General features: G+C 41.2%; 12 protein-coding genes and 1 pseudogene. 2 read left to right on the forward strand and 11 right to left on the reverse strand.

Translation table 11 applies throughout. From position 1 onward, the window contains the following. Window positions 1-77: 77 nt before the first annotated feature. From yhfH to K3F53_RS14205, 5 genes are all read right to left on the reverse strand, one after another. The gene (yhfH, locus tag K3F53_RS14185) at window positions 78-203 is read right to left on the reverse strand and encodes a protein YhfH (protein WP_082705893.1); all 126 of its coding nucleotides are present in this window, start codon (window positions 201-203) and stop codon (window positions 78-80) included. Window positions 204-299: 96 nt separating this feature from the next. Next, on the reverse strand, window positions 300-1,580 hold the full coding sequence (gene aceA / locus K3F53_RS14190) for an isocitrate lyase (RefSeq protein WP_057897995.1): 1,281 nt from the start codon (window positions 1,578-1,580) through the stop codon (window positions 300-302). 23 nt (window positions 1,581-1,603) lie between these two features. Then, window positions 1,604-3,205: a malate synthase A gene (aceB, locus tag K3F53_RS14195; protein ID WP_057897994.1), complete on the reverse strand. Its 1,602-nt coding sequence runs from the start codon at window positions 3,203-3,205 to the stop codon at window positions 1,604-1,606. A 363-nt stretch (window positions 3,206-3,568) separates the two neighbouring features. Next, a complete protein-coding gene (locus K3F53_RS14200; RefSeq protein WP_236781964.1) occupies window positions 3,569-4,366 on the reverse strand; it encodes a Dam family site-specific DNA-(adenine-N6)-methyltransferase in 798 nt (265 codons plus the stop codon). 154 nt (window positions 4,367-4,520) lie between these two features. After that, window positions 4,521-5,672 carry a toxic anion resistance protein gene (locus K3F53_RS14205; protein ID WP_091260124.1) on the reverse strand — a complete coding sequence of 384 codons (1,152 nt, stop codon included), beginning with the start codon at window positions 5,670-5,672 and terminating at the stop codon, window positions 4,521-4,523. A gap of 289 nt (window positions 5,673-5,961) precedes the next feature. Between K3F53_RS14205 and K3F53_RS14210 the strand changes: the two genes are divergently transcribed. Further along, a complete protein-coding gene (locus tag K3F53_RS14210) occupies window positions 5,962-7,146 on the forward strand; it encodes a DUF1343 domain-containing protein (RefSeq protein ID WP_408863251.1) in 1,185 nt (394 codons plus the stop codon). A 7-nt stretch (window positions 7,147-7,153) separates the two neighbouring features. Here K3F53_RS14210 and K3F53_RS14215 read toward each other — a convergent pair. The 4 genes and pseudogenes from K3F53_RS14215 to K3F53_RS14230 all read right to left on the reverse strand — a co-directional run bounded on the left by K3F53_RS14215 (window position 7,154) and on the right by K3F53_RS14230 (window position 10,750). Next, a pseudogene (locus K3F53_RS14215) lies at window positions 7,154-7,687 on the reverse strand (CocE/NonD family hydrolase). Between the two features lie 77 nt (window positions 7,688-7,764). Beyond that, on the reverse strand, window positions 7,765-9,240 hold the full coding sequence (locus K3F53_RS14220; RefSeq protein ID WP_091260122.1) for a sodium:solute symporter family protein: 1,476 nt from the start codon (window positions 9,238-9,240) through the stop codon (window positions 7,765-7,767). Next, window positions 9,237-9,425 (reverse strand): DUF3311 domain-containing protein, encoded by a 189-nt coding sequence (locus K3F53_RS14225; protein WP_057897989.1) that lies wholly within the window; start codon window positions 9,423-9,425, stop codon window positions 9,237-9,239. Before K3F53_RS14225 ends, K3F53_RS14220 begins: the two co-directional genes overlap by 4 nt. A 239-nt stretch (window positions 9,426-9,664) precedes the next feature. After that, complete coding sequence (locus tag K3F53_RS14230) at window positions 9,665-10,750, reverse strand: aromatic ring-hydroxylating oxygenase subunit alpha (RefSeq protein WP_057897988.1); 1,086 nt, start codon at window positions 10,748-10,750, stop codon at window positions 9,665-9,667. Window positions 10,751-11,010: 260 nt separating this feature from the next. On the opposite strand from K3F53_RS14230, the gene K3F53_RS14235 reads away from it, so the two are divergent. Beyond that, the gene (locus K3F53_RS14235) at window positions 11,011-12,375 is read left to right on the forward strand and encodes a sigma-54 interaction domain-containing protein (RefSeq protein WP_057897987.1); all 1,365 of its coding nucleotides are present in this window, start codon (window positions 11,011-11,013) and stop codon (window positions 12,373-12,375) included. 129 nt (window positions 12,376-12,504) lie between these two features. Here the strand turns inward: K3F53_RS14235 and K3F53_RS14240 are convergent, their stop codons facing one another. Further along, on the reverse strand, window positions 12,505-13,614 hold the full coding sequence (locus tag K3F53_RS14240; RefSeq protein WP_281423699.1) for a tartrate dehydrogenase: 1,110 nt from the start codon (window positions 13,612-13,614) through the stop codon (window positions 12,505-12,507). Between the two features lie 70 nt (window positions 13,615-13,684). Continuing rightward, on the reverse strand, window positions 13,685-15,106 hold the full coding sequence (locus K3F53_RS14245) for an aldehyde dehydrogenase family protein (RefSeq protein ID WP_246615646.1): 1,422 nt from the start codon (window positions 15,104-15,106) through the stop codon (window positions 13,685-13,687). Window positions 15,107-15,684: the final 578 nt, after the last annotated feature.

A 15,684-nucleotide genomic window follows, 5' to 3' on the forward strand; every position in this document is an offset into this window, starting at 1 on the left:
AAATTTGATTTCTATTCCAACATTAAGCACCAAAAAAAGGGAATTCCTACAGGGATACATTCATTTTAATTGTTCTTTTATTCTTCCATATTATTTATGCACCGTTCACAAAGATGTAGATAGGATTCGTATTGTTCTCTAATTTCACAGCCGCATTCAATGCATTCTTTTTTCGGAAGATTCTTGTGGAATTCCGATTCCATTTTAGATTCCTCCAGTTTGCTATTTATTGCCCATTGCTGTATAATAAATAAGAATTATCTATAAAACTCATCAGCCTAGATAGTAGAAAAAGTGAATTAGGCTTTGGTGAACTGTTCGGCTTCTGTTGAACCGGCAAGCGCGATCGTGGAAGAGGTTCCGCCGCTAATAACTTGAGAAACTTCATCAAAATAACCGGTACCAACTTCGCGCTGATGCCTTGTCGCAGTGTAGCCGTATTCTTCAGCAGCAAACTCTGCCTGTTGCAATTCGGAGTACGCCGCCATACCGCGCTCTTTATAGCCACGAGCCAAATCAAACATACTATAGTTAAGAGCATGGAAGCCGGCGAGGGTAACAAATTGGAACTTGTATCCCATTTTGCCTAGTTCAATCTGGAATTTTGCGATGGTTTCATCATCCAGCTTCTTCTTCCAGTTAAAAGAAGGCGAGCAGTTATAGGCAAGCAGTTTTCCAGGGAATTTTTCATGAATCGCTTCGGCGAAGCGTCTTGCCTCTTCAAGATTAGGTTCAGAAGTTTCACACCAAATCATGTCCGCATATGGTGCATATGCAAGTCCTCTGGCAATCGCCTGATCAAGACCTGCTTTAGTCCGGTAAAATCCTTCCGGAGTACGCTCACCCGTAATGAACGGAGCATCATACGGATCGGCATCGCTAGTAATTAAGTTTGCTGCGTTTGCATCTGTTCTGGCAATTAATACAGTCGGAACTCCCATTACATCGGCAGCCAATCGTGCGGCAATGAGGTTGCGAACAGCGGTTTGTGTTGGCAGCAGAACTTTACCACCCAGGTGTCCACACTTCTTCTCAGAAGATAATTGGTCTTCGAGGTGGACGCCAGCTGCACCTGCTTCAATCATGGCTTTCATCATTTCGAATACGTTTAACGGGCCGCCAAATCCTGCCTCAGCATCGGCAACGATTGGAGCAAACCAATAGATATCATTTTTTCCTTCCGCATGATGAATTTGATCTGCACGTTGCAGAGCCTGATTAATACGCTTTACGACATGCGGTACACTGTTTGCCGGATACAAGCTCTGGTCAGGGTACATATGTCCGGCAAGGTTCGCATCAGCAGCAACCTGCCAGCCGCTCAGGTAGATAGCTTTTAACCCGGCTTTTACTTGTTGAATGGCCTGATTTCCCGTTAAAGCGCCAAGCGCATTAATATAGTCTTCAGTATTTAAGAGATGCCAGAGACGCTCAGCACCCATGCGGGCAAGTGTATATTCGATTTGAATAGAGCCACGGAGCCGAATTACGTCCTCTGCTGAATATGGTCTCTCAACCCCTTTCCAGCGATCATCTTTCCAGCTTTCCTTTAATTGGGATACATAATGTTCTTTCAACATAATCTCTTCCACCCTTTCAAAAATTAATCAATATATTTATAACCAGGGAGAGTTAAGAAGTCTTCAAACTCATCGTCCAAGATAAGTTTGGAGAACAACTCACTCGCCAGCTGATATTTACCGGAATAATAACGATCTTCCCCGACAGTTTTTTCGATTTTTACTAATTCCTCAGCAAGCAGTTGCTTGAATAACTCAGTAGTAACCTTACGTCCGTCATCAAGGATTCCTTTTGGATGACGAATCCACTGCCATACCTGCGCCCGAGAAATTTCTGCCGTAGCCGCATCTTCCATAAGGTTAAAGATTGGAACAGCGCCAGAACCACGAAGCCAAGCTTCAATATATTGAATTCCTACACTAATATTGGTACGTAATCCTTCCTCTGTAATAGCTCCTTCAGGTACAGCAAGAAGATCCGCAGCCGTCACCTGTACATCCTCACGTTTTTTGTGAATTTGATTTGGTGTTGGCATTAATTCATCAAATACTTCCATTGCGACCGGAACCAATCCCGGATGAGCCACCCAAGTTCCATCATGACCATCTCTGGCTTCTCTTTCCTTATCCGCACGCACCTTGTTAAACGCTTCTTGGTTCGCTACCGGGTCGCCTTTAATTGGAATTTGGGCTGCCATACCACCGATTGCCGGAGCATTCCGTCGATGACAGGTTTTAATGGTCAATTGCGTATAGGCCCTCATAAACGGTACTGTCATGGTAACTGTTGCACGATCGGGCAGGATTACATGTTGTTGATTACGAAACTTCTTGATGTAGCTGAAGATATAGTCCCATCGACCACAGTTTAGTCCCGCTGAATGTTCACGTAATTCGTATAGAATTTCATCCATTTCGAATGTTGCTAAAATCGTTTCGATAAGAACGGTCGCTTTAATTGTTCCCTGCGGAATTCCCAGCTCCTTCTGCGCCAAAACAAACACATCATTCCAAAGTCTTGCCTCCAAATGGCTTTCCATCTTCGGAAGATAAAAGTATGGCCCTGTTCCATTCTTCAAAAGAGTGTGGACATTATGATAAAAGTAAAGACCGAAATCGAACAAACTGCCGGAAACAGGTTCCCCATCGACCAGTACGTGCTTTTCCTCCAGATGCCATCCACGCGGACGAACGATTAATGTTGCAATGTTTTCCTTTAATGCATATCGCTTGCCTTCAGGGCTTACAAACTCAATCGTTCTTCTAATCGCATCCCTCAAGTTAATTTGACCTTCAATCGTATTCCTCCAAGTTGGAGAATTAGCATCTTCAAAATCTGCCATAAATATCTTCGCACCCGAATTAAAGGCGTTGATTACCATCTTGCGATCCCCTGCCGGTCCGGTAATCTCTACCCTTCTGTCTTGCAGATCCCATGGAAGAGGCGCAATGGTCCACGAACCGTCACGAATATGTTTAGTCTCCGGTAAAAAATCCGGCATTTTCCCTGCATCAATTTCTTTCTGTCTTTCTTCACGTTTCCGGAGCAAAGAAATCCGTGTCTTATTGAACTCCCTTTGCAATTTAGCTACAAACCCCAGCGCTTCGGGTGTAAGAATCTCGGCATATCCTTCAGGTACCGCTCCAAGAACCTGAACGCCTATCGGGTAAGTTGTCGTACCCATAAATCAAAAACCTCCTATCCATGACTTTTTACTTGCAGGTTATATTATATAACAGTTTCCGATTTGTTGTTTTTATTATATTACAGAGATTTTGTTTCGGCAATAATTTTTTATTTTTTTTAGAATCGAATGAAAATTAAAATCGCATTCGTTCAAAATCTCTATAATAAGTAAAAAGAGACATCATCATTCATCCTGTGTAAAAATAGATGTACTCCCAACCATTTTTACACAGAAAAGAATGTTAGATGTCTCATGCATATGGCATAGCATCACCAGAAAATTAACAACCTATTTCGTGCGTCGTGATGGCCGCTTCATTTCTCAAAAGCAGTGATGAGCTATTTGTTATACATTTACACATTAGAAAAGTGCAAGCACTTCTTTGGCTTTGTTTCTATTATTCCGATCACAACTTATATTGCGCTGAACTTCTAAGGTTCTAATTTGGGCAGAGGCATAGGCCTTCAAAGTAAAATCGGTCTCATGATTGGAAATAAGGACTGGAATGTTTCGGTCTGCCAGTTCTCTTGCGATGCGCGCCAGTTCGAGTTGCTGTTCCTTGCCAAAACCGCCTGCGCTGTAAGTTGTAAATAGCGCTGTTTCCGATAAAGGCACATATGGAGGATCGCAATATATAACATCGCCTTCTTGGGCGGTATACATTGTATCCGTAAAACCGGCGCAAACAAATGTAGCTCTCTTTGCCTTTTCATAAAAATAATGCATTTCCGCTTCCGGAAAATACGGCTTTTTATAACGTCCGAACGGAACATTGAACTTGCCGCTGGTATTATAGCGGCAAAGACCGTTATATCCGTGACGATTCAAATATACAAATAAAGCTGATTTTACCGTAATATCCTGTTCACTGTTAAATCGTTCCCGTAATATGTAATACATCTCTTCAGAATTATGTTCCGGCGTAAAAAACGACTTGCAGAACTGTATAAATGCCGGCCCTTTTTCCTGCAATGTCTTGTATAAATTGATTAAGTCCCGGTTTATATCTCCCAGTAGGTATTCATCATATTCTATATTTAAAAAAACTGCGCCGCTGCCAACAAACGGCTCAATCAGGCGCCGGGTTTTGGGAAGCAATTCTTTAATATGAGGGACCAGCTTATATTTTCCCCCTGCCCACTTCAAAAACGGCTTCAAAGGGGTTTCCTCCTTACCATTCTGATCAGAGAACAATCTGTATATGCAAAATAAGCAATCATGAAAATATGTAAGAAAAACCTGCAAGCATTGCCGCGCTTCCTTTACCATGAAAAAAGCCCCCTCTTGCATGATACGGGGGCCCCGTTCTTTGCTAGTAGTGGTTCTGGCGTTGCAACGCAAGCATAGTCAACTTGTCTTTCAGCTCTTGTTGCATCTTTTCGATCTCCGCTTCGGCCTGGCGGCGCTTCTCACGCCCCTGACGCTGAATATTCAGCGTTTCCTCCAGCGTTTCCAAAAGATTCGCCTGCGTTTTCTTCAACGTACTGATATCGACAATTCCTCGTTCATTTTCTTTGGCAATTCCGATAGCGTTCATTTTCAGGAGTTCCGAATTTTTCAGCAACAGCTCATTTGTGGTGTCAGCGACCTGTTTTTGCACCTCGAGCGCCTGTTTTTGTCTGTGCAATCCGATGGCAATAACCAGCTGGTTTTTCCAAAGCGGCACAGTTGTGAGAATAGAGGATTGAATCTTTTCCACCAATACCTGGTTATTGTTTTGTACCAGCCGAATTTGTGGCGCCGATTGGATGGTAACCATACGGGTCAATATAAGGTCATGGATTTTCTTCTCCAAACGGTTGATAAGTTGACCCATATCATTCAATTCCTGTACATCCGCCGGATCCTGGGACGCTTCAGCCTTCCGTTTCAACTCTGGCAGGACTTCGCGCTCAAGCTCCTGCAATTTCAACTGGCCTGCAGCAATATATAAATCCAGCTGACGTACAAATTCCCTGTTTTTTTCGTAAAGTGTGTCCAACAGAGAAATATCTTTCAACAATTGCGCATTCGCTTTATTCAATTGACGCGTAATCGTCTCTATCTGGCTGCCCAGCTTTTCATACTGAGCCACTAACTTTTTCCCGGAGTTCACAAGGGAACCGAGCACCGGCATTTTAGAAAGAAATCCTCCTCTTCTGCCGGATAATGTATCGGTGTCTACCTCTTTAACCTTTAGCATTAATTCTGTTAGCGCTTGTCCTACTTCACCGCTGTCTTTGGCACGCACATGATCGAGAACAGTATCGGAAAAACGGGAAATTTCACTCTGCAATCCTACGCCATATTGTAATATAGACATACTATCTTTTACTTCAATCTGTTTCGCCAGTTCCTGTACTTTCTTCCGTTCTTCTTCCGACAAGGACGCAATGTCGAACTGCCCGTTTCTCAAGGTAGCAGCTTCTGTTAACGATAAAAAATCCGCATGCTGGCGATCATTTGTGTTCGATAAGTCATCCATCCCTATCACCTCCCAATATATAAGCCACAAAGGCATTTGTAATTATAAACGATACAACCATAAAAAAGTTCCCTTTACTATTCAATTATAGCGTATACATACAATAAAAAAACGATAGAAATCATGGATTCCTTTATTCAATGCCAATGGCAAACATATTGCCAAAGAAACTATTTTCTTCCTTGTGCGTCTATATAATTGAACATGTTCTTCACTTCCTATTATAGTCGTGATGTAAAATTATAAAAAAACTTTCACTAAAAAACAAGATAACAAGGGAGAGGAAAAAGTGAAAAAAGCATTATCGCTTATGCTAGGACTTCTTCTCGTTTTCGGTGTGTTTGCACCATCGGGTGAAGCGAGAAGGAGCGATTTCAAACTTGGGAATGAGGTATTCCTAGAAAAATATGCTTATCTTATCAATGGAAAGCGGGTCGGACTTGTTACGAACCAGACCGGGGTCAACAGCCAAGGAAAAAGCACGATTTCCGTGTTAGCTGAATATCCGCATGCTACATTAACGGCGCTCTACGGTCCTGAACACGGTATTGACGGCAAAGCGAAAGCCGGAGCTTACGTAGAGTCGTCGATGCACCCAACCTTAAAAATCCCGATTTACAGCCTCTACGGCAAAACGAGGATGCCAACCGCTAAAATGCTGGAAAATATCGACGTGCTTGTTTTTGATATACAAGATATCGGTGCGCGCTCCTATACATACATATCTACCTTAAATTACTGTATGAAAGCTGCCAAACAGAATAACAAAACGATAGTTGTGTTGGACAGACCCAATCCGCTCGGCGGAACTATTGTGGAAGGCCCGGTGCTTGAAGATAAATATAAATCATTCGTCGGTGTTGATAATCTGCCAATGACCCATGGCATGACAATCGGAGAGTTGGCTCTGTTTTTTAACCGCAACATCGGCGCCGATCTTCATGTAGTGCCGATGGAAGGCTACACACGCGATATGATTTTCCAGGACACAGGGCTGCGCTGGGTACAAAGCTCTCCGCTGATTCCGGATTTGCAGTCTGTATTCGGTTACGCAGCTACCGGATTGGGAGAAGGGACAGGCATTTTCCAGGCAGATGCGTTCAAGTGGATTGGCGGCAAAGGAATTGACTCGAAAAAATATGCCGCTCTGCTAAACAAAGCCGGCCTGCCTGGTGTCACTTTCATTCCAGAGAAACGCGGCTCCGCGGGCGGAGTACGTTTGAAAATTACCAATTACCACGCGTTTAATCCGGCCAAAACAGGAATTTACGCGCTGGCGTATGCCCACTCGCTCAATAAATTCAAAGTACCGAAAAGCGGAAAAACGATTGTAATGTTCGATAAAATCATGGGTACCGATAAGATCGGCAAATATCTTTCTCAAGGATTAAGCCCGCAGCAAATTGAAGCAAACTATGCACCGCAATTGAATAAATTCAAACAAGAACGCAAACAATATTTAATTTATAATTAAAAACCACTCAAAACATTTTTTGAGTGGTCAGCTTGCAGACAAACTCCCTCGTTGCCACTAATAGGAGAGGGGGTCTATCTGCAAGCTGACCCTGCCTTCTAACAGGCAGGGTTGATTTTAAGGCACCGTTTTGATAAAAACTTCCATTCCTCTGATCGTTCAATGTCATACACGGAAAAATCGCATACAAATGCGGCGGGCGTTCAGCAGCTGCCAGCAATTGTGTGAATCCATAGTAAGATAGACCAAACATTCCGACTTTTCCAGAAGAATAAGGCAATGATGCAGCCTATTCTACCGTATCATAACCATCTTCTGCTTCATATGTGAATGGATGAAATTCCCCTTCGGAATGATAACGGCCCCGAACATCCTGGATGATGACAACATAGCCATTGCTGACAAGGCGGTTTGTATCAAGGTAACGATGTGAATAAAAGGGCAAATCTTTGCCATAAGGAAGTCGTGTCAATAATACAGGAAATTTCCCTTGCTGATTGGGTCGATAAATATTGGCATACAACACCGTCCCGTCTCGCATCGTACATGGAACATTTTTTTCTAACAAGATTTGTGTTATTTCCAAACCATTCACCCCCTTTGTTTTTCGTATCGTTATTATTCAAAAGTAACTCTTTTCTCAATATATGCTCTCACCCTTGCTTTACTAGTAACAACGCTAACTAGTAACATAACTACTGTATTAATCGTAATCGCTACTATACCAATATCAAGATCCTTTATAAACTGTGGGAAATTAGGAAACAAGGTACCCATAGTCATGTCGGTAATTGTTACATAAGCAACCGTAGCTACACCAGCTATTATCCCGGCAGAAGCACCTAGTTTGGTAACAGGGTTTTTCTTCCATAAACTAAAGAATAAAGCTGGAAATAATTGTAACACAAAACTATAAGCCATTATTAGCAATGCAATCATGGTGTTTCCACCATAAAAAGTAAAAAATAAAGAGATTAGTGCAACGATAGGTACAAAAATACGAGTTAATCGTGCAAGTTGTTCATTGGTTGTATTCGGTTTTATCGCTTTATAAATATTTTTTGACAGAATCGTAGACGCTGTTAGCAGTAACATGGAACAGGGCATAAGCGCCGCCAACAATCCCGCAGCTCCTATGACACCCACAAACCATGGGTCAAATGTTGCTTTTGCTATTTTAAATAAAGCTAAATCTGTATCTGCCCCTTTTAAATTCGGTATTTGTAAAAGAGCAGTGAATCCGATAAATAGTATGAATACCAAAATAATTTGGTAAATTGGTAAAATGGCTGCATTCTTACGCAATGTCCCTTCATCCTTTGATGATAAACTTGCACCAAAGCAATGCGGCCACATATACTGTCCCAAAGCAATGATTAAACATGTAGAAATGTACCAGGATATGCTAAGTCCTTCGTTAGGTAGTAATAAAAATCCCGGCTTTGTAGCATCTAATGTTTCAAACATAGGTTTTATGCCACCATAATAGTGATAGGGTAGATAAATACCTAAAAATAGGATAACGACTAGCATAAGAATGTCTTTTAAAACTGATGTCCATGCTGAGCCATGAATCCCAGACACATAAACAAATATAGTAACAGCAATCATACCTATCCATACTGCTAAATTCGGTGAAATTCTTCCATAAGAAGCTTCTGATACAATGATTTGAAATCCCTTTAACTGTAGAACGATATAAGGGATCATAGACACGACACCAACTGTTGCTACCAATAACCCTAGTGCCTTACTATTATATTTCTTCGCAAAAAAATCAGATTGAGTAAGTAAATTATGTTTTTTTGCATAACGCCAAATAGGAGGTAAAATCCAGTACGGTACAATATAGGTTAGAGCACAAAATATATAAATAGCAGGGCCCCCCATTCTATATGCGCCTCCGCTTGCCCCTAGAAACACAAATGTCGAAAACATTTCTCCTGCCATTAGTACAAACATGATTAATGAACCGAAATTACGATTAGCAACTGCCCACTGTTCTAGTTGCATTTCTTGCCCTTTACGAGCGCGAATACCTAAATAGAAGGCAACTAAAAAAGTGACTATTATGATTAATATTGCGCTATTCATTTATTTACCTCCTTTTTGTCATGGATCATGCTACTAATATATAAACATACTGAAGTTAAAATGAGCCAAGCGGTTGCCCAAAAGACAATAAAGGGTAAACCAAGTATATAAGGTTCTACACGGTTTATTACCGTTAATGAACCAATAGCAGGTATAAGACTCAGTAACCAAATTAAAATTTTCATTACTGCATTCCTCCTTTTAAAAAATATCAATCGTGTTCTGAAATGCTTTTACAAATGCAGGCTAATTAAGTAACTACATTTCCTATCTTTTGTATAAATTATTTTAAATTATCAATCTTTTGAATGTAATAATATATCAATTTTTAAAACGAACCAAATAGTGTTAATAGATCAAAGAGAATACTAGCCTTTCCGCTGCAAATATTTTGCCATTTGAAAGGCTAGTATGCATCGTTATCTTACTCTTCTTCTATCTCAATCACTTCACGAATCATATCATGAAACTGTACGACCCCGTTTTCTGTAGGTGAAAAAATACCTTTTTTAAAGGCTCGAGAGCGGAAACCAATTTGCTCCAACTCGACTAATTCCACATCTTCATCCCGCACTTGTTCCATAAATTTGATTAAATCAAGCTCTTCCTGTGTCAGATTTTCATCTCGGAAGAAATACGTATACACACCTAATGTTGTTTCATGATCAATCGGAATCATTTGGATAAGCGACATATTTCCCGGGCCTGGATAAATTGTAACCATCAGGTTCGGCCAGAGCCAATAAAAACGGCCCCCTTGCATTTCCGCTTTATCCAGTTCTACGCTTCCCACCTGTTTGTTCCGCTTTACAGTCGTACCTTGAATCGAATAATTCTCGCAAGGGATAATCTTGTAATTATTCATATCTAACGTAGCAACCAGAGCCGGATGGGAAATCGGACAATGATCACATTCCAGATAATTGTCAATGAATGCTTTCCAGTTCGCCTTAATGACTCGTGTTTTTTGTCTTACCTTTTTCAATTCTCTAATGAATTCAAATCTATTTAGATCTTCAAAAAAATCACCGTAGCTTTCAGCAAGTGGTTTAGCGCTTTCATCAAGATTCACAAAAATCAAGGAGGCTTCCGTTTCTACCCGAACTGAGCGAAGACAGGCGCTTCCTGAACAAAAATCAGGGACATCCTTAAAGTTCGGCGCTTTATGCAAAGAACCATCCAAATTAAAAGTCCATCCATGATAACCACATTGCAGAACCTTCCTATTCCCTTCTTCCTTTTTCTCTAATTTGGTTGCACGATGTGGACAAACATTATAAAACGCTCTTATTTCTTCGTCTTTCCCACGCACAACGATAATAGGCTCGCCGGCTACCTCACATGTGAAATAGTCACCCTGATTTGCTAACTGGCTAATGTGTCCTACAAATTGCCAACTTTTCGCAAAAATCTTCTCTTGTTCTACCCTTAATACATTCGGGTCGGTATAAAGATAATACGGAATCGTTTGTTTGGGTTTGGATACAACCTTCTGTTCTTTTACTTCCATGACTGAAAACTCCCTTCTCACACTTTTGTTTAAAAATTCGGAGAAAATTGCACAAGTTGTTGCTTTCTTTAACTATTTTTTAAAGCAATATTAATGCCAATAAAAATTCCGCTATTCCCAACACAAATAACTCTATTTTTTCTTTTTTTAACTATAAAAATGAGTTATAATTAACTCAATCGAGTGAATTTATACTCAATTTATTAAATTCTGAATGTTTATACAAAAAATGGAATTAGAGTAAGGCGTGGTGATTATACATGCAAAGAACTGCGGAAAACAATAAACAAATAGAAATCAGTGCCGAAACTCTTATGAACATTCTCGATCATTCATCGGATGAAATTTTTGTGTTAGACAAAGAGGGTCGTATCATCTATGTCAATAAAGTTTGTGAGCGGCATTACGGCTTGAAGCCAAGCGAAGTCATCGGAAAAACGAATGATGAGTTCGTTTCGAAAGGATACTGGTCACCTTCGATCGTTCCTTTCGTTTTAACATCGAAAAAACCAATCACCATTAAGCAGACAACATATATAGGGGGAGAACTCATTACAACAGCCATTCCGATTTTGAACAAAGATAATGAAATCGAATTGATCGTTACGACCTCTCAGGAGCAAAACTACAAAAAGCTCCAAATGCCAGATACTCACGAAAAGAATGATTCCGAAACAGAGTATCCATCTTCAAAAAATCTCATCACAAACAATAAAGAGATGAAAAAACTTATTGCCTTTTGCGAAAAGGTAGCAAAAGTGGATACAACCCTTTTAATTCAGGGGGAATCTGGCACCGGAAAAAGCGTGCTAGCAAAATATATCCACCAGATGAGTACACGAAAAAACGGCCCTTTCTTATCTCTTAACTGCGCGGCCATTCCAGAAGAACTGCTCGAATCGGAACTATTCGGCTATGTCCATGGAGCATTTACCGGAGCAAGCAAAGGAGGAAAAATGGGACTCCTGGAAGCGGCGAACGGCGGTACAGTTTTCCTGGATGAAATCGGAGAAATCTCACCAAAAATGCAGGCTAAACTGCTACAAGTGATTCAGGAACGCCAATTCTTTCCTGTCGGAGGGCGGGAAGCAAAAAAATTGGATATCCGTATTATTACGGCAACAAACCAAAATTTATACGAAATGGTGCAGGAAAAACGCTTCAGAGAAGATCTTTATTATCGGCTCAATGTCATCGAAATCAAATTGCCACCTTTACGAGAGAGAGTAGAAGATATTATTCCTTTAACATATTACTTCCTTAACAAGTTCAATAAAAAATATGAAGTATATCGGCTCATTTCACAAAAAGCGCTCGATATTATATTCAGTTACGATTGGCCCGGCAACGTCCGGCAACTAGAAAATGTCATCGAGAGACTGGTCGTCACAACTGACTCCATAATTGAAGTAGAGGACTTGCCAGACACGATTGTACAAAGTGCAAAACCGAAATCATATTTTACATCTTCCGCTTCGTTGGATGAGGCTATAGAAGAACTTGAAAAAAACATGGTTATCAACTCATACCAAAAAAACAAAAGTTCCCGAAAAGTCGCCAAAGATTTGCAAATTAGCCAAACGAGGGCATGCAAGCTGATCAGAAAATATTGCCGAACCTCATAAACACAAAAAGGATAAACATGCAACCAATCCTTGTGGCGATATTTACGTATAAATCAAACCATATTCTACACAGCAAAAATGAAAGCCCCCTATTCGATAGGGGACTTCCAACCATATCATATCGCCATATTATTGTTGAGAGAACAAGGGACGTTCAAGCTGTTCATCATGCAACATGGAAGAGAGAATTTCTACTATTCTGTCCCCTACTTCCGAAGTAGAAGACGTGCCGTTCATATCCGGGGTGAGAACTTCTTTTTCTTGCAATATTTTTTCGATAGCTTGTATCACAGTGTCTGCCAATGCTTCGTATCCCAAAAATTCAAGCATTTGGCTCGCAGACCATATCGCCGCAAGGGGATTGGCAATGCCCTGGCCTGCAATATCCGGCGCAGATCCATGAATCGGTTCAAACATTGAAGGGTACGTTCGCTCTGGATTGATGTTCGCTCCGGCAGCCAATCCTATTCCTCCGGCAATCGCAGCCCCTAAATCCGTTAATATATCGCCAAATAAGTTCGAAGAGACGACGACTTGAAAGCGTTCCGGCTGTTTCACCATAAACATGCTGGCCGCGTCCACGAGATACGAGCGTGTTTCAACATCCGGATACTCCTGACTTATCTCATCAAAAATTTGATCCCAGAATACCATGGAGTAATTTAACGCATTTCCTTTGCTTATGCTTGTTAACGATTTGCCCATTTTCCGTGCCGTCTCAAAAGCATATCGAATAATTCTCTCCGTCCCTTTGCGAGAAAAAACGCCCGTTTGTAGCACAACTTCTTCAGGTTTCCCTTTAAACAACCAATCCCCGGCACCGGCATATTCCCCTTCGCTGTTTTCGCGGATAAATAGCATATCAATCTCTTCTTTTCTAACATCCTTTAACGGACAAGGCGCTCCTTGTAATAATTTAATGGGACGAATGTTCACATATTGATCAAATTCTTTACGAATCTTTAACAACAAATCCCATAATGAAACGTGATCCGGAACGCCCGGATAGCCGACAGCTCCAAGATAAATGGCATCAAACGCTTTTAATTGCTCAATCCCATCATCATCCATCATTTTTCCATGCTTTAGGTAGTATTCACATCCCCATGGGAAATACGTAAAGTCAAAACAGAAATCTCCGCTACATTCAGCCACTTTGTTTAATACCTTCACACCTTCACCAATAACTTCCGGCCCGATTCCATCACCTGCAATGACTGCAATTTTAAATTTTTTCACCAATCTACTCCTCCTATGCTCTAGTTTTATCTTTGAAGAAGGAAAATTCCTGTTCCCAGATCACTTGACACTAATTTCGGTTCCAGACAATAAGTTTTAGTTCTGTCATTTCCTCAATAGCAAACTTGACCCCTTCACGCCCCATGCCGCTTTCTTTCACACCACCGTAAGGCATGTGATCGACACGGAATGTCGGAATATCATTCAGCATAACCCCGCCTACATGCAATTTCTCAGCTGCATCCAGCGCAGTACGCACGTTTTCCGTATAGATTCCGGCCTGTAGACCAAAACGAGAATCATTCACAAATTCAATGGCTTCTTCAACAGACTTCACTTTATTAATCAACACGATCGGGGCAAACACTTCCTGACAGGAAACTTTCAGGCACGCGTCCGCTTCCAGAATGACGGTCGGATACAAAACATTCCCTTCCGCTTTTCCACCTATCGCTACTTTTGCCCCTCCTTGTTTTGCTTCTTCAATCCAATCAAGCGTACGCTGTACATCCTGGAAAGAAATCAACGCAGATATATCGGTGGCTGGGTCGAGTGGATCGCCTATCTTTAATAGCTTCGTCGCCTCCACAAACTTTTCAACAAAAGCCTCGTATATCTCTTCATGGGCATATACTCGCTGCAAGGAAATGCATACTTGTCCCTGGAAAGAAAAAGCACCGGTAACACAACGAGAAATAATACGGTCAATATCAACGCCCTTATCGATAATAACAGCAGCATTCGAGCCGAGTTCTAACGCAACCCGCTTTAATCCTGCTTTATTGCGTATGCTAATCCCAACGCCAGGACTGCCGGTGAATGTAATCATATTCACTCTCGGATCAGTAACAATTTTCTCCCCTACGTCTTTTCCGCTTCCGGTCACTACATTTAACACTCCTGCAGGCAACCCCGCTTCTTCAAATAATTCAGCCAAAAACAAAGAAGATAATGGAGTTTGTAAAGCAGGCTTCAGCACAACGGTATTTCCCGCTGCAATTGCCGGACCTACTTTATGAGCGACAAGGTTCATCGGAAAATTAAATGGTGTAATCGCTCCAATCACACCGACAGGTTCCCGAACCGTATACGCGACTCTTCCTTCCCCGCCTGGCGCAGCATCAAGTGGAATTGTTTCACCGTGTATTCTTTTTGCTTCCTCAGCAGAAAACTTGTACGTTTCAATCGTACGCGCTACTTCCGCCCGTGCCAATGCAATCGGCTTGGCCGCTTCAACTGCAATGATTTTCGCCGCTTCTTCCATGCGCTCTTGGAGAAGAAAAACCAGTTTCTCCAAAATACTTGCCCGCTTGTGCGCAGGCATCTTTGCCAATATATCTTTGGCCTGACAGGCTGATTCAATGGCGTGTTCAACTTCTTTTTCTGTAGCCATAGGAATGTAAGCAAGCAGCTCGCCTGAATAAGGCGAATAAAGCGGATGATATTCCTTCGATTCGATCCATTCTCCATTGATAAACAATCTTTTTTGCATACTCCCATCCTCTCTTCCTTTGAACATCATCAAGGTGACAAAACATTCATGCATGGATAAGTATAAAAATTTTTACACTATTTTTATAATTGCAAAAGGAATGCCAAGCGAATTTTTCTGATGTTTAACCATATTTTCATTCTCTTGATTTTGTCACTGCGAGTTCATACTAACTCATTTCGAATTGCTATCAACTCAAAACAACCTCAGTATTTATCGGGGTACCGCCACATGCCCATCAAGTTAACGGGATAAAAACCCAAGAGAACGATAAAACTCTATCATTTTATTGCTTGGAAGAATTTTAGGAAATGCGGACAGGAATCCGCTGCCTTTTTAGAGGAGAGGGGAATGTCAATTATTATATCGTCTGGTCTGTAAAATATCGAAGAAAAGTGCTTATGCTATCTGAAAAACCTTTTTTATGTGAAGAGTATAAGACTGTTCATTCGCAAGTTTTGCAAAACGTAGTCGAACGTTTGGATAAAGCGTATCAAGCCTTTTTCAGACGTTTGAAGCATTGACAGGAATAAATTTCCTTCCACAATTATACTAAAACAAAAGTCAAAGAAAGTAAA

The organism is Aneurinibacillus thermoaerophilus (genome assembly GCF_019603355.1).
GTDB classification, from domain to species: domain Bacteria; phylum Bacillota; class Bacilli; order Aneurinibacillales; family Aneurinibacillaceae; genus Aneurinibacillus; species Aneurinibacillus thermoaerophilus.